Source organism: Streptomyces venezuelae (assembly GCF_008642295.1).
GTDB lineage: Bacteria > Actinomycetota > Actinomycetes > Streptomycetales > Streptomycetaceae > Streptomyces > Streptomyces venezuelae_C.
Window position 1 is genome coordinate 712,408 of the sequence record NZ_CP029190.1, and the last position, 22,633, is coordinate 735,040.

General features: G+C 71.6%; 20 protein-coding genes. 5 read left to right on the forward strand and 15 right to left on the reverse strand.

Annotated elements, in window-relative coordinates:
• Positions 1–316 precede the first annotated feature (316 nt).
• The 3 genes from DEJ50_RS03250 to DEJ50_RS03260 all read left to right on the forward strand — a co-directional run bounded on the left by DEJ50_RS03250 (position 317) and on the right by DEJ50_RS03260 (position 3,699).
• The gene (locus tag DEJ50_RS03250) at positions 317–1,861 is read left to right on the forward strand and encodes an alanine/glycine:cation symporter family protein (protein ID WP_150205889.1); all 1,545 of its coding nucleotides are present in this window, start codon (positions 317–319) and stop codon (positions 1,859–1,861) included.
• A 264-nt stretch (positions 1,862–2,125) separates the two neighbouring features.
• Positions 2,126–3,427, forward strand: coding sequence for a Na+/H+ antiporter NhaA (gene nhaA / locus DEJ50_RS03255; RefSeq protein ID WP_150205890.1), 1,302 nt, complete (start codon positions 2,126–2,128; stop codon positions 3,425–3,427).
• An 11-nt stretch (positions 3,428–3,438) separates the two neighbouring features.
• Positions 3,439–3,699, forward strand: a complete 261-nt coding sequence (locus tag DEJ50_RS03260) for a hypothetical protein (RefSeq protein ID WP_150205891.1) — start codon at positions 3,439–3,441, stop codon at positions 3,697–3,699.
• Here the strand turns inward: DEJ50_RS03260 and DEJ50_RS03265 are convergent.
• The 3 genes from DEJ50_RS03265 to DEJ50_RS03275 form a co-directional block, all read right to left on the reverse strand.
• Entirely contained in the window at positions 3,669–4,784 is a 1,116-nt protein-coding gene (locus tag DEJ50_RS03265) for a PucR family transcriptional regulator (RefSeq protein WP_150211857.1), read from the reverse strand. The two genes, DEJ50_RS03260 and DEJ50_RS03265, sit on opposite strands and share 31 nt — an antisense overlap.
• A gap of 70 nt (positions 4,785–4,854) precedes the next feature.
• Entirely contained in the window at positions 4,855–6,810 is a 1,956-nt protein-coding gene (locus DEJ50_RS03270; RefSeq protein WP_223837560.1) for a potassium channel family protein, read from the reverse strand.
• A 29-nt stretch (positions 6,811–6,839) separates the two neighbouring features.
• On the reverse strand, positions 6,840–8,189 hold the full coding sequence (locus DEJ50_RS03275; protein WP_223837561.1) for a glycosyltransferase family 87 protein: 1,350 nt from the start codon (positions 8,187–8,189) through the stop codon (positions 6,840–6,842).
• A 231-nt stretch (positions 8,190–8,420) separates the two neighbouring features.
• Between DEJ50_RS03275 and DEJ50_RS03280 the strand changes: the two genes are divergently transcribed.
• Positions 8,421–9,605, forward strand: a complete 1,185-nt coding sequence (locus DEJ50_RS03280) for a molybdopterin-dependent oxidoreductase (RefSeq protein ID WP_150205893.1) — start codon at positions 8,421–8,423, stop codon at positions 9,603–9,605.
• 191 nt (positions 9,606–9,796) lie between these two features.
• The gene (locus DEJ50_RS03285) at positions 9,797–10,252 is read left to right on the forward strand and encodes a hypothetical protein (protein ID WP_223837562.1); all 456 of its coding nucleotides are present in this window, start codon (positions 9,797–9,799) and stop codon (positions 10,250–10,252) included.
• 47 nt (positions 10,253–10,299) lie between these two features.
• Here DEJ50_RS03285 and DEJ50_RS03290 read toward each other — a convergent pair whose 3' ends face one another.
• From DEJ50_RS03290 to DEJ50_RS03345, 12 genes are all read right to left on the reverse strand, one after another.
• A complete protein-coding gene (locus DEJ50_RS03290) occupies positions 10,300–10,971 on the reverse strand; it encodes a class I SAM-dependent methyltransferase (RefSeq protein WP_223837563.1) in 672 nt (223 codons plus the stop codon).
• Positions 10,968–11,600, reverse strand: coding sequence for a DUF2064 domain-containing protein (locus tag DEJ50_RS03295; RefSeq protein WP_150205895.1), 633 nt, complete (start codon positions 11,598–11,600; stop codon positions 10,968–10,970). The genes DEJ50_RS03290 and DEJ50_RS03295 overlap by 4 nt, the downstream gene beginning before the upstream one ends.
• Positions 11,597–12,319 carry a glycosyltransferase family 2 protein gene (locus tag DEJ50_RS03300; RefSeq protein WP_223837564.1) on the reverse strand — a complete coding sequence of 241 codons (723 nt, stop codon included), beginning with the start codon at positions 12,317–12,319 and terminating at the stop codon, positions 11,597–11,599. The genes DEJ50_RS03295 and DEJ50_RS03300 overlap by 4 nt, the downstream gene beginning before the upstream one ends.
• 112 nt (positions 12,320–12,431) lie before the next feature.
• On the reverse strand, positions 12,432–13,496 hold the full coding sequence (locus tag DEJ50_RS03305; protein ID WP_150205897.1) for an NAD-dependent epimerase/dehydratase family protein: 1,065 nt from the start codon (positions 13,494–13,496) through the stop codon (positions 12,432–12,434).
• 69 nt (positions 13,497–13,565) lie between these two features.
• On the reverse strand, positions 13,566–14,381 hold the full coding sequence (locus tag DEJ50_RS03310; protein WP_150205898.1) for an ABC transporter ATP-binding protein: 816 nt from the start codon (positions 14,379–14,381) through the stop codon (positions 13,566–13,568).
• Positions 14,381–15,409, reverse strand: coding sequence for a FecCD family ABC transporter permease (locus tag DEJ50_RS03315; RefSeq protein WP_150211860.1), 1,029 nt, complete (start codon positions 15,407–15,409; stop codon positions 14,381–14,383). Before DEJ50_RS03315 ends, DEJ50_RS03310 begins: the two co-directional genes overlap by 1 nt.
• An 81-nt stretch (positions 15,410–15,490) precedes the next feature.
• Complete coding sequence (locus DEJ50_RS03320) at positions 15,491–16,510, reverse strand: ABC transporter substrate-binding protein (protein WP_223837566.1); 1,020 nt, start codon at positions 16,508–16,510, stop codon at positions 15,491–15,493.
• A gap of 60 nt (positions 16,511–16,570) precedes the next feature.
• Positions 16,571–17,560: a PLP-dependent cysteine synthase family protein gene (locus tag DEJ50_RS03325; protein ID WP_150205900.1), complete on the reverse strand. Its 990-nt coding sequence runs from the start codon at positions 17,558–17,560 to the stop codon at positions 16,571–16,573.
• Positions 17,557–18,699, reverse strand: coding sequence for a histidinol-phosphate transaminase (gene hisC / locus DEJ50_RS03330; protein WP_150205901.1), 1,143 nt, complete (start codon positions 18,697–18,699; stop codon positions 17,557–17,559). Before hisC ends, DEJ50_RS03325 begins: the two co-directional genes overlap by 4 nt.
• The gene (locus tag DEJ50_RS03335) at positions 18,696–20,165 is read right to left on the reverse strand and encodes an MATE family efflux transporter (RefSeq protein WP_150205902.1); all 1,470 of its coding nucleotides are present in this window, start codon (positions 20,163–20,165) and stop codon (positions 18,696–18,698) included. Before DEJ50_RS03335 ends, hisC begins: the two co-directional genes overlap by 4 nt.
• The gene (locus DEJ50_RS03340; RefSeq protein ID WP_150205903.1) at positions 20,162–21,142 is read right to left on the reverse strand and encodes an ornithine cyclodeaminase; all 981 of its coding nucleotides are present in this window, start codon (positions 21,140–21,142) and stop codon (positions 20,162–20,164) included. Before DEJ50_RS03340 ends, DEJ50_RS03335 begins: the two co-directional genes overlap by 4 nt.
• A gap of 63 nt (positions 21,143–21,205) precedes the next feature.
• Entirely contained in the window at positions 21,206–22,600 is a 1,395-nt protein-coding gene (locus DEJ50_RS03345) for an alanine racemase (protein ID WP_223837567.1), read from the reverse strand.
• Between the last annotated feature and the right edge of the window lie 33 nt (positions 22,601–22,633).

Below are 22,633 nucleotides of genomic sequence, written 5' to 3' on the forward strand. Positions count from 1 at the left end.
AGACCTGGGCAAACACCGCATAAATCCAGCCACTGTGAACCTGGTCACTAAAGACGGCGTAAAGAGCGTGCTAGGAATACGCAACTCCGCTTCGGCCCACCCCTCGCCGGAAGTCCGGAGTGGCGGCCGTCACCAGGCCGCGGCACCACCTGCAGTGCTTGCTTCACCTGCACGACCAAGGCGCTTTCACACCCGTCCGTGTCCGCGGACCGGTGGCGCCACGGGTCGCCGATCGGACAACGGCGTTCGCTCACAGCCCGCCTTCTCACACCGGCCCTCCGCACGAGGCCGGTCTGCGCCATCGAGGTTTTGCCACATGTCACTCGACTCCTTCACCGACTCCGTCGACGAGGCCGTCAGCGGATTCTTCGAGCCCATCGCGAAATGGCTCGGTGATGTCGTCTTCTACTCGGTGCCGGTCAACGGCACCGAGCTCCCGCTGATCGTCGCCTGGCTGGTGATCGCGGGTCTGGTCTTCTCCGCCGGGTTCGGCCTGATCCAGATACGCAAATTCCCGCTCGCGCTGAAAGTGGTCCGCGGCAAGTACGACGAGAAGGGGTCGGCCGGTGAGGTCAACCACTTCCAGGCGCTGACCGCCGCCGTCTCCGGCACCGTCGGACTCGGCAACATCGCCGGTGTGGCCGTCGCCGTCTCCATCGGTGGCCCCGGTGCCACGTTCTGGATGATCCTCTGCGGTCTGCTGGGCATGGCGACGAAGTTCGTCGAGGTGACCCTCGGCGTGAAGTACCGCGAGGTGCACGCCGACGGGTCCGTCTCCGGCGGCCCGATGCACTACCTGCCCAAGGGCCTCGCCGAGCGCTTCGGTGCCCGCGGCAAGACCCTCGGCAAGGTCCTGGCCGTCCTCGCCTCCGCCTTCGTGCTGTTCTTCGGCCTCTTCGGCGGCAACCTCTTCCAGGTCAACCAGTCCTACGCCCAGCTGGTCTCCGTCACCGGCGGCGAGGACGGCGTCATCGGCGGCTCCGCCGGCGCCCTGTTCTTCGGCATCCTCGTCGCCGCGCTCGTCGGCATCGTCCTGCTCGGCGGCATCCGCTCGATCGCCTCGGTCACCAGCAAGCTGGTTCCCGCGATGGCCGGCATCTACATCGTGGCCTGCCTGGTCGTGATCCTGGTGAACGTCTCCGCCGTCCCGTCCGCGATCTCCACGATCATCGAGGGCGCGTTCAACCCGCAGGGCGTCGCCGGCGGTGTCCTCGGCGCTCTGATCATCGGCTTCAAGCGGGCCGCCTTCTCCAACGAGGCCGGCCTCGGCTCCGCCCCGATCGCGCACTCCGCGGTCAAGACCAAGCACCCCGCCAGCGAGGGCCTGGTCGCCCTGCTGGAGCCGTTCATCGACACGGTCATCATCTGCACCATGACCGCGCTGACCATCGTCATCGCCAACCCGGCCAGCTACGTCGAGCTCCGCAACGGCGGTGAGTCCATCGGCGGCGTCACCATCACCTCCGACGCCTTCGCCACCGTCCTGCCCTGGTTCCCCTACATCCTGACCATCGCGGTCATGCTGTTCGCCATCTCCACGGTGCTGACCTGGGGCTACTACTGCATGAAGGCCTGGACCCACCTGTTCGGCCGCAGCAAGGCCAGCGAGATCACCTTCAAGGTCATGTACACCCTCGTCGCCGTGGCCGGATCGCTGCTCACCCTGCAGACGCTGATCGACATGGCCGACGCGGTGCTCTTCATGCTCGCCGTCATCAACATCATCGGCCTGTACCTGCTCGCCCCCGTCGTCAAGCGCGAGCTGAACAACTTCCTCGACTTCGTCCGCCGCCGCGACGCCGGCCAGGACACCGAAGCCGACGAGGACGAAGACCAGGAGCCGGTGAAGACCACCGTCTGACCGCCCCCGCGGCCCGGCTCCTCAGAGAGGGCCCGTGCCCACCCTCGCGCCTTGGGTGGGTACGGGCCCTCTCCCCTGTCCCGAACACCATCACCGCACGTCAAAGACTCTCTGGCGGCATCCCGGACCTCCCGATAGGGTGTAAAGAACGCGTCAATGCGCTCATCACACCAAGGAGCGGACGCGGGGTGTGCCGGGAAGTCTGGTCGGCGTCCTTGGGGCTGTGTGCCCGAATGCTGCCGACGCCCCGGAGGTATCCCCGCCATGACCGCTACCCCGCCGCCCCAGCACTCCTTCCTCGGCGTCCTGCCCTGGCCCGAGCGCCGTGCCATCGCCGACGCCCTGCGCACCGAAACCATCGGCGGCCTGGTCCTCCTCGCCGCCGCCGTCGTCGCACTCATCTGGGCCAACAGCCCCCTCGGCGACGTCTACCAGCAGATACGCGACTTCCACTTCGGCATACCCGCCCTCGGCCTCGACCTCTCCGTCGGCCACTGGACCGCGGACGGGCTTCTCGCCGTCTTCTTCCTCGTCGCGGGCATCGAACTCAAGCGGGAACTCGTGGTGGGCGAGCTCCGCACCCCGGCCACGGCCGCCCTTCCCGTCATCGCCGCGGTGTGCGGCATGGCCGTCCCCGCCGCCCTCTACGCGCTGACCGCGGGCCTCGGCGGCGGAAGCCTGGACGGCTGGGCCGTGCCCATGGCCACCGACATCGCCTTCGCCCTCGCCGTCCTCGCCGTCATCTCCACGCACCTCCCCGCCGCCCTGCGGGCCTTCCTCCTCACCCTGGCCGTGGTCGACGACCTCGGCGCCATCCTCATCATCGCGATCTTCTTCACCAGCGATCTGAACTTCCTCGCGCTCGGCGGTGCCTTCGCCGGCCTGGTCCTCTTCTACGCCCTCCAGCGCCTCCGCGTCCGCGGCTGGTGGTGGTACGTCCCGCTCGGCATCACCATCTGGGCCCTGATGTACAACAGCGGCGTCCACGCCACCGTCGCCGGCGTCGCCATGGGCCTCATCCTGCGCACCACCCTCGACAAGGGCGAGACGGCCTCCCCCGGCGCCCGCGTCTCCCACCTTGTCCACCCGTTCTCTGCCGGTGTGGCCGTGCCCCTCTTCGCCCTGTTCGCTGCCGGCGTCACCCTCTCCAGTGCCGCCCTGGCGGAGGTGTTCACCCGGCCCGAGCCCCTCGGCGTCGTGATCGGCCTCGTCGTCGGCAAGATCCTCGGCGTGTTCGGCGGCACCTACCTGGCGGCCCGGTTCACCCGCGCCCGGCTCAACCCCGACCTCGACTGGGCCGACGTCTTCGGCCTCTCCGTCCTCGCGGGCATCGGCTTCACCGTCGCTCTGCTGATCGGCGAACTGGCCTTCCCCGGCCAGGCCCTCACCGAACAGATCAAGGCCGCCGTGCTCATCGCCTCCGTCACCGCCGCCGGCCTCGCCGCCCTCCTCCTGCTGCGCCGCAACAAGGTGTACAAGCGCCTCTACGAGGAAGAGAACGTCGACGCCGACGCGGACGGAATCCCCGACATCTACCAGCGCGAAGCCACCGCCGCAGAACGCTGATCGGAGCGACCATGGGTCCGGCCCTGCTCACCGCGGCCATCATCATCGCAGTCTGGATCATCAGGACGGCTGTGAGGGAACTGCGGCGCCCGGGCAGCGCAAGCGCGGAATGGGCGTTCCTGCGGGATCCCCGTGCGCTGGGCACCGGTGCGGCGGCGGCCTGCCCGCTCGGGGTGCTCGGCTGGCTGCAGGCCGGGGCGGAGGGGCTCGTCTGGGCGCTGCTCGCCGCTGCCCTCGTCACCTACGCCGTATCGAAACTCCGGTCGGAGTAGGCCGGCCTCGGCCCTTCCGGCCAGTCCAGCAGCCGGGCACCGATGACGGCCGTCTGCAGGGTGTAGCGGTGGCGCGGGTCGCCGGGGTCGGCTCCGGTGAGCTTGTGGATGCGCTCCAGGCGGTAGGTGAAGGCGCGGACGCTCAAGGACAGCAGGCGGGCCGCGTCGGTGGCCACGCAGCCGGTGTCGAAGTAGGCGTGGAGGGTGTCGATCAGCGGCCTGGCGCCGCCCCGGGCCTGCTCCAACGGACCGAGAACGGTGTCGACCAGATCGGCCATGGCCTGCCGGTCCCGCCCGAGCACCGGGTAGACGAGCAGGTCCGCCGCGTGCAGGACCGGACCCTCCAGGTCCATGCGCCGGGCCAGGTCGAGCGCGTTGAGGGCTTCCTCGTAGGAGTGCACCACTCCACCGGCACCGGGATGGGGCCTGCCGATCGCGACCAGTCCCCCGTCGGTGGCCGCGTACGCCTGCTTGGCAAAATAGGCGAGGACCTCCGGCCGGTCACCGGGGGCCACGCAGATCAGCCGGCCGTCCTTGGTGGTCAGCAGGATGTTGCGGTTGCCGAACCGGGCCAGCACGGCCGTCTCTATGCCCCGCACCATGCTGTAGCCGTCGCCGTACGGTTCCGGGCCCTGGGCCACCGCCACCGCGTGGGCCTGGGACAGCCGCAGCCCGAACCGCTCGGCCCGCTCCGCGAGCCGCCCCAGATCGCTGCCCCCGTACAGCAGGTCGTCGATAAACTCCCGCCGTGCCGCTTCCTGCTGTCGCACCGCCTGCCGCTGAGCCCTCTCGTACCCCTCCGCAAAGGCATCCACCGCCTGCTCCAGCGCACCCAGGAGGTAGGGCAGCTCCCGCACCGCCAGCTCCGGCTGGATCTCCCGGGCAACGGTCAGATGGGCCCGCACCAGAGCACGCAGCCCGATGCCGGCCTCGGCGGCCCGCTCACCCGCATCGCGGCGGGCTTCCAGTTCGGTGCGGGTGAAGCGGCGCCCGGTGGCGCAGACCTCGCGCAGGATGCCGGCGCTGCCCGCCAGGTACTCGTCCGCCGTCCGCTGCTCGTCGCTCAACCTTCGCCCCGCCCCCATCACACCCGTCACCGGCCGAGGGTCAGCCTGCCATGCCCTGAGCGGGGACGGCCGCGCAGGTCGGGCTGTCTCACGTGCGCTCGCCCGGGGCACGAGTGCCATGACGGCCGAGCAGTTCCGCCAAGCCCCGGCGAGTGGCGGCGAGGACGACCCGGTCCTGGGCCTTGAGGACGTACCCGGGGTGGAGGTCCCACACGAGCCCGGCCGTGGCCGCGGGAGACTCGTCCGGGGTGGATGCCAGGTCGGGGCGCCGGTCCTCCGGAGCGGCCGTGTCCAGGGCGACCACCCGCCAGGCCCCGGGCCGGAAGGACTCCGCGATGGTCCGGCCCTCCAGTTGCGGATGGCCGGCGACCTCGAGGGCGGCGAAGAGCAGCACCCGGCGCTCCACGGGTACGGCTCCGAGCACCTGGCGGCCCATCATCGCCCCGGCGAACGCCGGAGCCGCCAGGTGCGTGACGCTGCGACTGCGGGTCAGGGCGGCGGGGTGGGCGGCGCGCAGGGTGCGGTACACGGCGGTGGCGAAGTCGTCCTCGTACAGGCGCATGACGACGCGGAGGTCCGGCCGCACCGCCCTGGCGTACAGGGCCGTCTCCAGGTTGGTGGTATCGCTGCTGGTGAGGGCGAGCAGGGAGTGCGCACGGTGGACACGTGCCGATTCCAGGACTCCCTCCTCCGTGACGTCGCCGAGGACGACGGGTACCCGCAGCCGGCGGGCGAGGGCCAGACCCCGCGCCTCGGGGTCGGACTCCACGCACACCACCGGGATGTCCAGCTCCCGGAGGCGGCCCAGCACCCGGGTGCCGATCTTGCCCAGGCCCAGGAGCACCACGTGGCCGGAGAGCCCGCGCGGCGGGCGGCGCAGGGCTGTTGCCGTCCTGAAGTCCCCGAGCCCTTCCAGGGCCGCCGCGACGAGCACGGGAAGCAGGAGCAGACCCATGGTGCCCGCCAGGATCTGGAGCGTCTTGCGTTCGGTGGACTCCTCGACGGCCGGGTCGTTGATGGCGAAGATGTCCAGCAGGGTCATATAGGCGGCGTGGATCGGGTGGTCGCCCGTGGTCAGCCAGGCCGCCACCGCAAGGGCGGCCACGGCCGCGCCGATGCCGACCAGTGCCCAGCGGAGCCTGCGCGAGAAGAGCGAGCCGACCGGGAACGTGGCCGCCGCGAGGCGAGTCCCGGCCCCCGCCTGGACCGGCCCCGTGTGCGACACGGCTTCCAACGCGACGATGCCGCGTCCGGTGGCGGCGGCCACGGCCCGGTCGTCGGGCAGGAGTTGTGGGCCGTTGTCGCCGCTGGCGTCGGATCCCTCGGCCCCGGCCGGGTCCCGGGTGGTCGCCGACAGCAGGGCCAGTGTGCACAGACCGGGGTCGGCGACCTCGCCGCGCCCGGGTGGGGTCCGTTCCACGGCTCGCAGGAGGAGGCCGTCGGCCTGAACCACCTTGCTGGTTCCGGCGATCGCCGAAGCTGCCAGGGCGGGCGCGGCGGTGTCCGCGTCCGAGAGGACGGTGGTCGAGGCGTCCAGCCCCCGCAGGTCGATTCCGGGCTCGGCGACAATGGCCGCCTGGTCCAGCAGCTCTTCCAGGTGCTGGCCGAGGCGGCGGTTGTAGAGCCGGATGACCAGGCGGAGCCGGGGGTTCAGCCGTCTGGCCACGAGTGCGGCCCGCACGTTCGTCTCGTCGTCCTCGTAGACCAGCGCCAGGGCTGCGGCATGCGCTGCTCCCGCAGCCGCCAGCACGGCTTCGTCGGGCTCCGCGGTTTCGACGACGCGCAGGTCCCGGACGGGCCCCTGCTCCGTGGTCCGGGCCCGTCGCGTCCCCGCCACCGGGACCCTGGCGAGCAGACCGGGGACGCGTCCCGGACGCCGCCCCACGGCGGGCTGCGGCTCACGGGCCTCGGGGACCACCAGGGTCACCGGTTCGCGGTAGACGTCCCGGAGTTCCGCTGCCAGCCTCCGGGCCAGGCCGTCATCGCCGCAGACGATCATCCGACCTGCGGAGTCCGGGAGTTGACGTGTCGACTGATCGATCATCAGCTAAGCATGCCGGGCCTGCTCGCCGGTCAGTCAACCGGGGCGGCGAGGGCGCCGGGGCCTGGGTGGGCGCGGCGTGTGCGGAACGCGTGGCCCACGAGGACGGCCACGAACGCGGCCCCGTACATCACGGTCCCGGCACCGGGCAGCGCGCGCGAGGTGAGGTAGGCCGCGGCGCCCGCGACGGCGACGGCGAGCCATTCCCAGCGGCCGTCGAGGGCCACGAGCGCGACCAGGAGCAGGGCGTACCAGGAGTAGCCGGGGGTGGTCAGGAGGAAGGCGGTTCCGGTGCCGAGGAGGGCTCCGGACCAGGGGTGTTCAGGGTCGCCGCGGCGGATCACGTACAGGCTGATGGCGACCATGCCGACGAGCACGGCCGGCAGTGCCCAGGAGTCGGGCAGGACGAGGCGCAGCAGGGCGTAGCGGTTGCCGGAGGCGGCGTCCTGGTAGCCCTCTTCTTCGGCGTAGCCGCCGAGGTATCCCAGGACTGAGGAGTCGGAGAGCAGGACGTACGGCAGGTAGAGGGCGACGAGGACGCCGGCGGCGGGCAGCAGGGTGGAGGCGAAGTCGCGGGGCCGCCGTACGCCGGACAGCGCGCCGGGGAGCAGGACGGCGGGCAGCAGTTTGGTTGCCGTGGCCAGCCCCAGCACCGCGCCTCCGACAGCGCGGTGGCGGACCGTCAGGGCGAGAGCGACGACGGACAGCAGCACGGCGAGCACGTCGGCGTGGGCGTTGTTGACCGCTTCGACGGCCACCGCCGGACACCAGGCCCACCAGGCGACATTGCGCGGATCGCCGCGGCGCCGCAACACCCGCAGCAGCACCAGAGCGGTCGCCACGGCCAGCACCGCGCCGCCGGCCTGGAACGCCTCGTGGCGGACCCCGTCCGGGGAGAGGCCGTGGACGATGAGGAAGTACGCCTCGCCGGCGGGCGGATAGATGGTGTGGACCTGGGGGCGGTTGATGCGGGTGCAGCCGCCGTCCGGCAGTGCCGAGAGATCCGGCCGGTCGCAGTGCTCTCGGGGTGGGAAGAGCCAGTCGTCCCGGAGCGCGGTGAGCGCGGGGTCTGCCGGGGCGTGGTCGTACGGGGAGATTCCGGCGCCCTGTACCCGGCCGTCCCAGGCGTAGCGGAAGGAGTCGGTGCTGGTCCGGGGCGCGGCCACCAGGCCGGCGGCGGCCACGGCGATGCCGCCTGCGAGGACCAGGGCGGTGACGTGCCGGGCAGGGGCGCGGCGCAGCGACCACACCGCCGCTCCGAACAGCGCCCAGCAGGCCGCGTACCGCCAGGAGAGCCCGGCCGGGTCGGCGAAGTAGCCGTCGTGGTGGACGGTGAGCACCAGTGCCGTGGTGAGCGCCGTCAGTAGGGCCGCGGTCGCCACGGTGGAACCGAACGTGCGGCAACCACCCCGGCGGCCGGGACGGGCCTCGCGGATGGCAGGGCCGGGGGCCGGGGGTTCGAGGGGCGGATCGGTGGGATCGGGGCAGGGACGGCTCACGGGGCCCACCCTGGCAGGGGCCCGGCCCTGTGACGGACCGGCACGACAGGCCGTTCGTGTTCCGTAAGGTGTCGGAGACGCCTCCCGACCCGGTCGAGGCGGTTGCATGAGGGCATGGACACTCCCCCCGCCCGACGGCGCCCCCACCTCCCGCCGCTCCGGCCGCCGGTCCTGCGCCCGCCTTCGTTCTCCGGCCGACTGCACGACCCGCGCACGGCCACCGCGATCGGGCGGTGGCTGGGGGTGGCCTTGGCGCTCTGCTTCCTGACCGGGCTGTTCAGTCACGTCCTCCAGCAGCCGCCGCCCTGGCTCGCCGGCTACCTGCCGTCGCGGCCGGTCTGGGGCTACCGGCTGACACAGGGCCTGCACGTCGCCGCCGGACTGGCGGCGATCGTCCTGCTGTTCGCCAAGCTCTGGGCGGTCTACCCGCGGTTGTTCGTGTGGCCGACGGTCCGCTCGGTGCGGCACGCGCTGGAGCGGCTGTCGGTGGCGGTGCTGGTGGCGACCGCCCTGTTCCAGGTCCTGACCGGGCTGTTGAACATCGCCGAGTGGTATCCGTGGCCGTTCTCCTTCGTTCCGGTGCACTACGCCGTGGCGTGGGTGGTGGCCGGGTCGGTCCTGCTGCACCTCGCGGTCAAGGCCCCCGAGATCCGCGCCCACTGGGGCCGGAAGTCCGTCGGGACGCTCGCCCTGCCGGACGAGGAGCGCGACGGACGGGACCGGCGGGCGCTGTTGCTCGGTGTGGGCGCGGCCGTGGGAGTGGTCACGGTCACCACGGTGGGGCAGTCGTTCACGCCGCTGGCGCCGCTGGACCTGCTGGCTCCCCGCCATCCCGGGTACGGGCCGCAGGGGCTTCCGGTGAACCGGACGGCGGCGGCGGCCGGGGTGACGGAGGCGGCCGTACGGGAGTGGCGGCTGGAGGTGCTGGGTCCGAACCCGTTCCGGCTGACGCTCCCGCAGTTGGCCGCTCTGCCGCAGCGCCGGGTCCGGCTGCCGATCGCATGCGTGGAGGGCTGGAGCATGGACGCCCGGTGGGAGGGAGTGCCGGTCCGCGACCTGATCCGGCTGGCCGGGGGGCGGCCTGGCGCCATGCTGCGGGTGGTGTCGCTGGAGGTGGCCGGCGCGTATCGGGTGATGCACATGGGACGGGAGTACGCCGAGGACCCGCTGACGTTGCTCGCGCTGCGGCTGAACGGCGAGGTGCTGTCGGCCGACCACGGGTACCCGGCCCGGATCATCGCGCCGAACCGGCCGGGTGTGCTGCAGACCAAGTGGGTCACCCGACTGGAGGTGCTGTGATGTCCACGTCCGAGCCGGAGCCGGGGCGCGAGCCGGAGCCGGAACACGAACCGGAAGCGGGTGCGCGGGCTGAGCAGGGGGCCGATACGGGACCCGGGCCCGAGGCGGCGGGCCGGTCCGCACCGGCGCCCGGACCGGCGTCCGGACCTGCGGCCGGCAGGGGCACCGCGGCCGGGCCCACACACGGGGCCTTGGACGGGGCCGCCGACGCCCGCGCCTCCGTGTCCCTGACCCGCTGGGTGCTCGGGGCCTTCGGGCTGCTGCTGATCGGGGTCGGCGGGTGGCACGTGGCCGCGCAGCCGGACCCGTACGACGTACTGGTGTGGCTGGGCGGGGCGTTGGTCCTGCACGACGTCCTGGTGGCGCCGCTGGTGCTGGCCGTCGGGCTGCTGGTGGCGGCCGTACCGGCGCGGCCCGTGGTGCGCGGGGCTCTGATCACGGCGGGGTCGCTCGTGCTGATCACGTTGCCGCTGCTGCTGCGTCCGGGAGCACCGCCGAACCCATCGGCACTTCCCCTGCCCTATGCCCGCAACCTGCTGCTGGTGCTCGCGGTGACAGCCTTGGTCGCGAGTACGGCGGCTTGGCTGGCCCGACGGCGACGCGCCGGGCCTCAGCTCCGGGACGGTACCCGGCCTGCGGATGACTGATCACGGGCCGGGGCGGCGCAGTCGGCCGCCCTGCCCGGCGGCCGGGCTCAGGGCGCGAGTTCGGTGAAGCTCCTGCCGGACACCCGCCAGCTGTCCACCGTCGTCCACCCCGCCCGGCCGGCATGGCGGTGCAGCGCCTGCGGTCCCACCCGTGCCCAGGGAAAGGGGACCCCGAGGGTGCCCCGTCCGTCGTCGAGGCGGACCCGGCACCGCTCGTCCACCTCTACCGGGGCGGCCTCCACGATCACCCGGCCGTCGCTGCCCAGGAGTTCGGCGGCCCGGAGGAGCAGGGCGGTCGGGTCGCCGCCGATGCCTATGTTGCCGTCGATGAACAGGACCGTGGTCCAGCGGCCCTCGCCGGGCAGCGGTCCGAAGACCGACCGGCACAGGGCCGTTCCCCCGCGCCGTACGGTCCGGGCCACCGCGGCCGGACTGACGTCCACGCCCAGGGCCGGGTGTCCGCGCCCGGCCAGGGCGGCGACCAGCCGGCCCGGACCGCACCCGACGTCGAGCACGGCGCCCCGGCACCGGGCGAGCACGCTCTCGTCGCCGGCGTCCGCGTCGGCGAGCCACCGTTCCACCTCCAGCGGCAGCAGCCATCCGTCCGCCCGGCGGAGGAAGAGTGGGCCCTGCCCGTCGCTCAGGGCCCTGGCGTACGGGTCGTCCCGCCAGGGCGCCGGTGCCAGGGGCGGACGGGTGGTCTTGCCTGGTCTCGTCACCGGACCGCCTCCGGCGACGCGGTCAGCCGGGCGTGCAGGGCCGCAAACCGGCCGCACGGTGCCACGGCGGCCACCTCGCGGGCGTCGGCCGCCGTGTCCACGTCCCGGAGCACCGGCAGCAGCCCGACCCGCAGCCCCGCCGCGCGCAGCCGCTCGTACTGCACTGCACCGGTCTGGGGCGTCGACATCGGTACGCCGAGCAGCAGGGCCGGATCGGGGGCGGCCAGCGCCAGAGCCCAGAACCCGCCGTCGGCCGCCGGTCCGAACCAGGCGTCGTGCCGCTCGAAGTCGAGGGCGGGGGCGAGGAGGCCGGGCGTGATCTGCGGGGTGTCCATGCCGATGAGCAGGGCCGCATCACCGGCGCAGTCGGCGAAGGCCGCGGCGAGGCGAGCGTCCAGTTCACCGGGGCACTGTGGCCGGACCTCGAAGCCGGGCGGCAACCACGGTCCCGGGGAGCCGTCGAGGACCAGGACATGCCGGCCTGCCGGGACGGCCGCCGCCGTCTCAAGGGTGTCCGCCAGTGCCGCCTCGGCCAGCGCCGCCGCCTCGCCGCGCGTGAACGGCGGGGTCAGGCGGGTCTTGACCCGGCCGGGGACGGGCTCCTTCGCGATCACCAGCAGGGCGGTCACCGGGCACCCCCGGCGGAGGTCGGCCGGACGGCGCGGGGCGGCTCGGCGAGCACGGCGCGCATGTCGCGGACGGCCTGCCAGGTGCCCCGCCAGGTGCCGGTGACCTTGGATTTCCCCGCCCGTGGCAGGTACGGGACGTCCTCCTCGCGGACCCGCCAGCCGGCGTCCGCGGCCCGGACGACCATCTGGAGCGGGTACCCGCTGCGCCGGTCCGTCAGGTCCAGGGAGAGCAGAGACTCCCGCCGGGCTGCGCGCAGCGGCCCCAGGTCGTACAGGCGCAGGCCGGTACGGCGGCGCAGCATCCGGGACAGGGCCAGGTTTCCGGCGCGTGCGTGCACCGGCCAGGCGCCCCGGCCCTGGGGGCGTCGCCGGCCCAGCACCAGATCGGCCTCGCCGTCGGCGATCGTGCGGACGAAGCCGGTCAGCAGCCCGGGATCGAGGGAGGCGTCGCAGTCACAGAAGCAGACGAACTCGGCCTTCGCGGCGAGGAGTCCGGCGTGGCAGGCGGCTCCGAACCCGCGTCGGGCCTCGGTCACGACGACGGCGCCGAGGGAGCGGGCGATCTCCGCGGATCCGTCGGTGGAGCCGTTGTCCACGACCAGTGCCCGCCAGCCGGCGGGGATGCGGGCGAGGACCCAGGGCAGCGCCTCGGCCTCGTTCAGGCAGGGAAGGACGACGTCCACGGCCGTGTCCAGTGGGTGTTCGCTCACGCCTGTCACCGTAGGGAGCCGAGTCCGGAAACGGGGCGATCGACTCCTTACGAAACGCGGACGGCGACGGACCGCGGCCCCCCGTATGAGGCTGGGGCGCATGCGCACGCCCGGAGACACGTCAAGGGGTCCTGGTTGACGCCCGCTGTTCCGTGACGGCGAACTCCGCCATCCCCTCGGCGAAGCCGACCTCCGGCCGCCAGCCCAGTTCCCGTTGCAGCCGTGCGGAGTCGGCCGTGATGTGCCGGACGTCCCCGAGCCGGAACTCCCCGGTCACCACGGGCTCCGGCCCGCCGTGGGCCCGCGCGAGTGTCTCGGCCATCTCCCCGACGGTGTGCGGTTCCCCGCTGCCCACGTTGTAGGCGGTGTGCCGGCCGGTACCGCGTTCCGGGGCCAGCGCTGCCAGGGCCGCCGCGTTGGCCCTGGCCACGTCCCGTACGTGGACGAAGTCCCGTCGCTGTCCCCCGTCCTCGAAGACCCGGGGCGCCTCGCCCCGGGCGAGGGCCGAGCGGAAGAACGAGGCGACGCCCGCGTACGGGGTGTCCCGGGGCATCCCCGGGCCGTACACGTTGTGGTAGCGCAGCGACACCGCCGAGCCGCCGGTGGTCCGGGCCCAGGCCGCCGCCAGGTGCTCCTGCGCGAGCTTGGTCGTCGCGTAGACGTTGCGGGGGTCGGCCGGGGCGTCCTCCGTCACCAGTCCGGGCAGCAGTGCGGCCCCGCAACGCGGGCAGCGCGGCTCGAACCGCCCCTCCCGCAGGTCCTCGACCGCACGCGGGCCCGGTCGGACCACGCCGTGCCCGGGGCACTCGTACCGGCCCTCCCCGTACACCACCATCGACCCGGCCTGCACCAGCGTCCGTACCCCGGTTTCCGCCATGCCCGCCAGCAGCACCGCCGTCCCGAGGTCGTTGCACGACACATAGGCCGGCGCGTCCGCGAAGTCCTTCCCCAGCCCGACCATGGCCGCCTGGTGGCACACGGCATCCACACCCCGCAGGGCACCCCGCACCACGTCGGGGTCCCGCACGTCACCGCGCAGGAACTCGGCATCGGAGAGCACGGGCCCGACCGGATGCGCGGCCGGCAGCAACGCGTCGAGCACCACCGGCTCGTGCCCCTGGTCCCGCAGGACGTCCGCCACCTGCGCGCCGATGAACCCGGCGCCTCCCGTTACGAGTACGCGCATGGCCGCACGCTACGCATCCGAGGACCGCACGCGGGGCTCCCACACCGCCCCGTAAGACTTCCGTCATCGTCACTGGGGATCGAGTTGCAGCTCCTTTGTGGTCGTTGCTCGCGTGGCGGTTGAGGCCAGGTAGGTGATCCGGAGGGTGCCGGTGGTGGGTTCGCGGTCCACGAGCACGTTGACGCCGTAGACCGACTCGATGAGGTCCGGGGTCAGTACGGACTCCGGTGCGCCGGCGACGGCCACCTGCCCGTGGTCGAGGACGACGACGTGGTCGCAGTACCGGGCGGCGAGGTTGAGGTCGTGCAGGGCGACCACGCAGGTGACGTCCAGGGTTGTCAGGAGGTCGAGGAGTTCGAGCTGGTGGCGGATGTCGAGGTGATTGGTGGGTTCGTCGAGGAGGATCTCCCGGGGTTCCTGGGCGAGCGCGCGGGCGAGTTGGGCGCGCTGTTTCTCTCCGCCGGAGAGGGTGTGCCAGCTCCGGTGCTGCTTGTCGGTGAGGTCGGTCCGTTCCAGTGCTGCGTCGACGACCCGTCGATCGTGCTCGGTCAGCGCGTCGAACCGGCCGCGGAACGGTGTGCGGCCGAGTTCCACGACCTGGCGGACGGTGACGCGGTGGTGGGCTGAGACGTCCTGTTCGACGACGGCGAGCCGTCGGGCGAGCGCGCGGCGGCCGAGGTCGTCCAGGCTGGTGTCGTCGTAGCGGACGGTTCCGGTGTCGGGGCGGCGCAGTCCGGCGAGCAGGCGCAGCAAGGTCGATTTGCCGGAGCCGTTGGGGCCGAGCAGGCCAATGATCTTTCCGTCGTGAGCCGCCATTTCGATGTTGTCGAGCAGCCGGTGGCCCTTGACCGACCAGGAGAGCTGGGTGGTGGTGATGCGGCCCATCAGGACTCCAGACGCTTCAGGACCAGGGCGAAGGCGGGCGCGCCGAGGAGCGCGGTGATGACGCCGGCGGGCAGTTCGTGGGGGGAGAACGCCGTCCGCGCGAACACGTCCACCCAGATGAGGAAGACGGCTCCGGTGATCGCGGACAAGGGCAGCAGCGAGCGGTGCGTGGGTCCCGCCAGGATGCGGACGGCGTGTGGGACGAGCAGCCCGATGAAGCCGATCGCGCCCGAGGCCGCCACGGCTGCCGCCGTGACGACGGAGGTCAGCACCATCAGCCAGACGCGGGCCGCGGTGACGTTGATCCCCAGTGCCGCCGCGGAGTCCCAGCCGAACGTGAAGGCGTCGAGGGCGGGCGCAAAGAACTGGATGGCGACCACCCCGACCAGGATGATCACGACGGTGACGGTCACCCCCTCCCAGCGGGCGCCGCCGAGGGTCCCGAGCAGCCAGTAGGTGAAGCCGCGGGTGGAGTTCGCGTCCCCGCTGACCATGAGGATGACCGAGGTGACCGCGGCGAAGAACTGGGAGACGAGTACGCCGGTGAGCACCACGCGGGAGGGGCTGGCAACGCGCCCCCCGCCGAGCAGGGCCAGCAGCAGGCCGAAGGAGACCAGGCCGCCGACGAAAGCGCCGGTCGAGAGGGAGACGCTGCCGCCGATGCCCAGCAGGAGCACGGCGACCGCGCCGGTCGAGGCGCCGGAGGAGACTCCCAGCAGGTAGGGGTCGGCCAAGGGGTTCCTGGTGACCGCTTGCAGGACCGCGCCCGAGACCGCCAGGGCCATACCGACGACTGCGGCCAGCAACACCCGAGGGAAGCGCGACTCCCAGATCAGGGCGTCCAGCAGTCCCGGCAGCGGCGGGGTGGGCGCGATATCGCCCAGACCGACATGGCGGAGGATCGTGGAGACGACATCCAAGGGCCGGATGTCGGCGCTCCCGAAGAGCGATGCGGCGACGACCGACACCAGCAGCGCGGCCACGGCCGCGGAGAAGAGCAAGGTCGTCGAGGCGCGCCGCCGGCGCATCGGAACCCTCTCACGGCTGGTGAGCGGGGTTCCGGTGCGCGCGGCGGTCTTGTGAGAACTCGTCGTCATGGTGTTTCCAGGTCACCCGAGTTTGTTGAGGCCGTCGACCAGCGTCGGCACGGCCGACGCGCTGCCGTAGCCGGGATCCATGTGCGATCCGGGAATGGTGATGAACCGGTCGCCCTTCACGGCGGCGAGCTTGCTGGTGAGGGGGTCCTTCTTGAGGAGGTCGATCTTCTCCTTGGCGGTGTCGTTGGGTTCGCCTCGGGTCAGGTCGGCCAGGATGATGACGTCGGGGTTGCGGGCGGCGACCTCGTCCCAGCTGACCTCGGCCCACTTGGTCTTCGCGTCGGCGAAGACGTTCTGGACGCCGACGAGTTCCGAGATGTGCTGCGGCAGGCCGCCGGGGCCCGCGGCCCACGGAGTGCCCTCGTAGGTGGAGTAGAACCACATCACCTTCAGCGGCTTGTCCCGCTTCTTGACGGTGCCCAGCGCCTTGTCCACCACGGCCCGCTGTTCGGTGGCCAGCTTGTCACCGGCGGCGGGCACGCCCATGATCTTGCCCAGCCTGCGGTATTCCTCGTACAGCATGTCGAAGTTCGCGCCGGCCACGCTCTCGTGGAACGCGCAGTCGAACTCGGTGAGGTAGGTCGGCACGCCCAGGTCGTGCAGCTGCTTGCGGTCACCGGACTGCTCCGCGGTGAACATGCTCGCGAAGGAGCCGTAGACGAAGTCCGGCTGCGCTGCGAGCAGTTTCTCGTGCTTGATCTCCTGGCCGGGCGCGGAGAGCTGCGGGATCTTCTTGTACTGCCCGGCGATCGCGTCCGGCGTCTTCTCGACCTCGTAGCCCGATCCGACGATCCGGTCACCCACCCCCAGGTGGATGAGGATCTCGGCGGCGGTCTGGTTCAGCGTGACGACCTTCTGAGGCGCGGCCTTGTACGTGACGTCGGTGCCGCAGTTCTTGAGGGTGAACGGGTAGGCCGTCGCACTCGTCGCCGTCCCCTTCGCCTTCGGCTTCGCGCCTGCATCGGAGGGTCCGTCGCCGGCACACCCGGCGACCGCGGACACCGCCAGCACCGTAAGGACTGCGGTAATCATTTTCGTTTTCATTGGCTGAGATATCGCTTTCGAAGGAGATGTACAGAAGGGTGCAGGCGGTTACCGCAGCATCGCGGCCAGTCGGTGGACGACCTGCTCGTCGTACAGGCCGTTGGCGGCCATCCAGTCGTCGTTGAACACGGTGTCCAGGTACTTGTCACCGCCGTCGCAGACCAGCACGACGATGGTGGCCCCGGGTCCGGAGCGCTGCGCCTGCTCCAGGGCCTTGTACACCACGCCGCCGGCCGAACCGCCGATCAGGATGCCGAAGTTCCTGGCCAGGTAGCGGCAGGTCTCGAAGGCCTCCGAGTCACTGGCCCGGACCCCCTCGTCGAACAGCTCGTAGTCGACGACGCCGCCGATCTCCGAGCCCTCGGGCGTACCGGTACCGGACTGGTGGTACGGGGCGCCGGGCCCGCCGAAGACGACGGAGCCCACCGGCTCGACGCCGATGATCTTCAGGTCGGGGATGCGCTCCCGCAGGGCGCGGCCGGTGCCGCAGAGCGAGCCGCCGGTGCCGACGGCCCCGTACAGGTAGTGGATGTCGTCGCCCAGGTCGTCGTGGAGTTCGCGGGCCAGGGGACGGTAGCCGTTGGGGTTGCCCTGGTTGCGGTGTTGCGCGGTCCAGTAGGCGCCCTGTTCGGTTGCGAGCCGCTCGGCCACGGTGTCACGTTCGGCGGTGGCCAGGCCTTCGGCGTCCCCGGCGACGTTGAGGATGTCGGCGCCGTAGGCGAGCATGCCGCGCAGCTTGTCCGTACTGGAGTGGTTGTCCACCACGGCGGTGAACTTGTACCCGCGTTCGGCGGCGATGAGCGCCAGGCCGAGCCCGGTGTTGCCGGAGGTGGACTCGACCAGCCACCCGCCGGGGGCCAGCAGCCCCGCGGCCTCCGCCTCGTCCACCATGTTCCGGGCCATCCGGATCTTGGCGGTGCCGGTGGGGTTGTACTGCTCCATCTTCAGCAGGACGGTCGCCGAACCGTCCGGAACCGCCAGCTTGAGCAGGGGCGTTCGCCCAATCAGGTCGGATACCTTGGTCTTGATCGTGCTCATGATCTGTCCTTCGCGCAGATTTCCGTCAGGCACCGCACAAAGACGTCGTTGTCCTCGGGGGTCGACAGGGAGGCTCGGATGTGGTTCTCGTATCCCGGTTCGCGCCACGCCTTGACGATGATTCCGGCACGGTGCAGCTCCCAGGCGACCCGGTCGGAGGGGTGGCCGGTGTCGATGAAGAGGAAATTGGTCGAGGACGGGACCACACGCAGTCCCGCGGCGCGCAACCGGTCGGTGACCCTGGCGATCTCCAGGCCGGTCCGGCGTACCGTGTCGGCCAGGTGCGCATGGTCGCCCAGGGCGGCGACGGCGGCGTCCTGGGCCGGCCGGTTGACGTTGTACGGAGTGCGGACCCGGTCCAGGGCCCGGACCAGGGCGGCGTCGGAGGCGATGCCGTATCCGATCCGCAGGCCCGCCAGACCATAGGCCTTGGAGAAGGTGCGCAGCACGATCCACGGCCGGTCGAGAGTGCGCAGGGCCTCCAGCCCGTCGGGGTACTCCGGGTCGGGGCGGGCGAACTCGCCGTACGCCTCGTCGAGCACGAGCAGGGCCGACTCCGGGGTACCGGCGACGACCCGGTCCAGCTCGCCGGCGCCGAGCATCGCACCGGTGGGGTTGCACGGGTTGGCGAGGAAGACGAGCTTCGGACCTGCGGCCAGCGCGTCACGCCAGGCAGCCGCGTCGAATCCGAACTCGGCGGTGACCGGGACCTTCTCGACCCGGGCGCCCATGACGCGGGGGAAGATCTCGTGCAGGCTGAAACCGGGTGCCTGGGTGATGACGAGGTCACCGGGATCGAGTACGGCCTGGCACAGCAACTCCAGGATGTTCTCTGAGCCGTTGCCGAGCACGATCCGGTCGGCCGGCACGTCCAGGCTCTTCCCGATGGCGTCGGTCAGGCGCTTGCCGGTGGGATCGGGGTAGCGGGCAAAGCCGTCGGCGATTCCGAGGCGTACGGCTTCGGCGACCGCCGGCGAAACGCCGTACGGGATCTCGCTGTTGGAGAGCTTGATCACGCGGCGGGAGCCGCTGAGGACGGCCACCTCGTCCGGGTCGGCGCCGGGGTCGTAGCCGGGCAGGCCCGCCACTTCCCGGCGGATCAGCGGGGCGGAAGCGGTAGGTGCGAGAACGCGGTTCATGACGTCTCCGATTCCGGGACGGGTGTGCCGGCTGCCGTTCTGCGCAGCCGTTCGACGCGGCGCAGGAAGGCGACCAGCAGGAGGGCGGCGGTGGCCGCGAGGCCGATGGTCTGGCCGATCCAGACGCCCTCGACATCGAGGCCGGCGGTCACCCCGAGCAGGTAACCCGCGGGCAGTCCGATCAGCCAGTACCCGACGAGGGAGATCCGGAAGGGGCCCGCGGTGTCGCCGATGCCGCGCAGGATGCCGTTGCCGATGTTCTGCATCGCGTCGAAGACCTGCATCAGCGCGGCGATCAGCAGTCCGGTCACGGTGAGCGCGATGATGTCCGCGTTCCCGGCGTGCTCGTCCGAGATGAACAGGGACACGATCGGGTTCGGGACCGCCAGGTACACGACGGCGACCACCAGCGTCGCGATCACGCCCCACCCCGTGCCGAGGAGCCCCATCCTGCGCGCGGTGGTGTGATCGTCACGGCCGTGGGCCTCGCTGATGTGGATGGACGCCGCGTGCGAGAGACCGGCGGAGATCATGAAGACGATGTAGACGATCTGGTTCAGCACCGTCTGCGCGGCCAGGGCGTCGGCCCCCAGGGAGCCGATGACCAGGGTGAGGACACTGAAGAACCCGGCCTCCGAGGCGTAGGTGCCCGAGATCGGCAGACCGAGGCGCCAGACGGACCGGACCGCGTCTCCGTTCCACCGCCGCGCGGCGGGCGACATGAGGTACGGGCGCAGGACGCCGTCGCGCAGGATCACTGCGGCGAACGCCAGGAAGGACAGCAGGAACACCGTGACGGTGGCGATCGCGACGCCGACGAACCCGAAGGCGGGCAGCCCGAACTCGCCGTGGATCAATGCATGGTTCAGGGCGATGGTCGCACCGACCGAGGCAAGGGTGATGGCCAGCAGCGGACCGGGCCGCCTGAGACCGGTGGTGAAGTGCCGCAGGGTCTGGAACCACAGGCAGGGCAGCATCCCCGGCGCCAGCACCGTCAGGAAATCGCCCGCCTTGTCGACCACGGTCGGGTCCTGGCCGAGCAGGACGAGCAGCGGTCCGATCAGCAGCAGGGCGGCACAGAACACCACACCGCACACCGTGGACCAGAACAGCCCGGCGAACAGCAGCGCGCCGATCCGCTCTCGGTCGTCCCGCACATGGGCTTCGGCCACCAGGTTGCCGACCCCGGTGACCAGGCCCGTCCCGGTGGTGCGCAACTGGTTGAACAGCGCGAGGGCCAGACCGGCGGCGGCGATGTCGACCGCGCCGAGTCGGCCCAGCATCACGATGTCCACCGTGGTCAGCGCGACATAGGCGAAGTTGGTGAGGATCAGCGGAAACGCGAGCTTGAGCAGCGCCCGCGAGTTCTTGATCCACCACCCGGTGCCGGTCTGCTCCGCGCGGGTCGGGCCGGTTGTGCCGGTCGTGCCGGTCGTGTCAGTCGTGTCCGTCGTGTCGGTGCTCACCAGAAGTTGACCTTTTCCCCGCGTCCGCCCGCCAGCGCGAGGTCGGCCATGTACCGGCCCAGCGCGGCGTCGGTGACCGCCATGCCGCTGTTGTAGGCGAACACCACGTCGTCGCGATGGCGGCGGGCGGGTGCCCGGCCGAGCAGGATGTCCGGCAGCTGGGCGTCCACCGATGGCAGGCTGCCGTCCGCGCCCCGCAGGTCCTCGCAGGTGGCGTGCATCTGGGCGGTGTCGGTGGCGATCCGGTAGTCCGCGCCGTGGCACACGTCGGCGTGCACGCCGTACCCGAGCAGTACGGCGACCGAGCCCGGCTTCATCCAGTCGCGCCTCACCTCCTGCGTGGCGGACAGGCCGGCAGCGCCGATCACGATGTCCGCCTGGCCGGCGGCCTGACGCAGATCCGTGACGATCTCGACATGGCGTCCGTCGACACTGTCCTGGACGGCCCGCAGCCCTTCGGGGTAGGTGCCGAACACCTGCAGCCGCTCCAGCCCGGGCATGGCCGCGACCAGCATCGGCAGTGCCATCTGCCCCTGGACTCCGGTGCCCACGACCAGCGCAGTGCGCGCGTCGGGGCAGGCCGCGCGGGCGAACAGCGCGGTGGTGGCCGAGGACCGCAGGGGTCCGAGCTTCACCACGTCCATCAGCGCGATGGGGGCCCCGGTGGTGTCGTCGACGAGGAAGACGAACGAGTGGAAGCGGTAGCTGTCGCGGGTGCGGCGCGGGTCGAACTCGTAGACGGCCTTGAAGCAGACGGTGCCGCTGCCGCCGTCCCTGGCCACCATCGAATAGCTGAGTGAGCGGTGTCCGGGGTCATCGATGATCGTCTTGACCGGGTTGTCCGAGCCGCCTTCGCGCAGCGCGCGGTAGGCCTGCTCGACGACCGCGATCACCTGTCGGTGGTCGACGTCCAGTCCTTCCTGCTGCGCTTGTGGCAACAGCCACAACTGCCCTGGTGGGGCGTAGTTCTGTGACATGCGGGGGTTCTCCTTCGTTCGAGGTCGTGCTCGGGGCGTGCGCGGGGCGTACGCGAGGTCGCGTCAGATTCCGTCCAGTCGCCAGCGCGGCGGGCCGTCGCCGTCACCGAGCCACAGGGCTGCTTTCAGCGGCAGTGCGGCGTCGTGGAAGGGTGATTCGTTGGAGTCCATCTGGTAGCCGGCGGTGTTGAGGTAGACCAGGTGGTCACCGCGCCGTACGGGCCGGGGGAAGCCGATCTTCCGCCAGGTCACCAGGTCGCTCTCCAGACACGTCGAGCCCGCGACACAGGCCGGGAACACCTCGTCGGCAGCCGGTCCCGGGGAGAGGAGCAGCGGATCGGGCAGGTAGTCGCTGTTGAACCACTGCTCGGAGAGGCAGAAGCTGCTGCCCGCGACGGTGAGGATCGCGTACCCGTCGGTGGCCCGCCGGTCGTCGACCTGCTGCACACGGAACAGGGTGAATCCGGTCTGGTCCAACAGCGCTCGGCCGGGCTCGACGAGGAACCGGATGCCGGTGCGTGCCGCTTTCGCCGACAGGCTCTCGGCACCGTCGACCGGGTGCGCCATGATCGCGCGCACCGCCTCGACGGCAGTCTGCCCACCGTACGGATAGAAGTCCTTGAAGTGCTTGTCCGCGTGGTAGTGGGCCGGTTCGTTCTGCGCGAGGAACTCCGACCACAGCCGCGGATCGACGTAGCGAACCGGCAACCCGCCTCCGATGTCGACCAGTTCGGCCGTGGGGCAGCCGCGCCGCCGGGCGTCGAGACAGTGCTCGATCATCTCGTTCGCCGCCGCCGCGCGTTCCGCTGCGGAGTAGCCGCCCAGATGGAAGGAGAAGCCGCGCAGGCGGACGTGGTCGGCGAGTTCCCCGCACAGCCCGACGGCCGCCGTTCGCTCGGCGGGCGACAGCCCGAAGCGGCTCCCCGACTGGCCGGCAGTCCGGGCCCGCAGCAGCACACTGGCCTGACGCCCGGCGGTCCGCGCGGTTGCCGCGAGCCGGCGGAGTTCGCTGACCGAGGCGACGGCGACCAGGCAGCCGTGCTGCACGGCGAGGGCGAGCAGCGCGTCGTCCTTCTCCGGGCCGGAGATCCCGATCCGGTGCCCGGGCACTCCCCCGGCCAGGGCCTTGACCAATTCGGGGGCACTGGCGACGTCGACCCCGATACCGAGGGCGGCGGCGGACCGGACGTAACAACCGGCCTTGTTCGCCTTCTTGGCGAACAGGATGTCGGCGGTGGCTCCCGATTCGGCGAACGCCTGACGGAGCCGGGCGACGTTCTCCTCGAAAACCTCGGGCAGCACGACGTGCAACGGGGATCCCAGGCCGTCCAGAAGATCGGCCAGCAGGACGCGATGATCCGCCAGGAGCGTGGAGACCTTGGGATGCCGGAGTGCGGTGAGCGCGAAGGGCCGGACTCCGGCCACCGGGCGCTCGAGCACCTGTTGTGAGATAAGCACCCCGTACTTCTATATGAAGATGGTACTCATTTT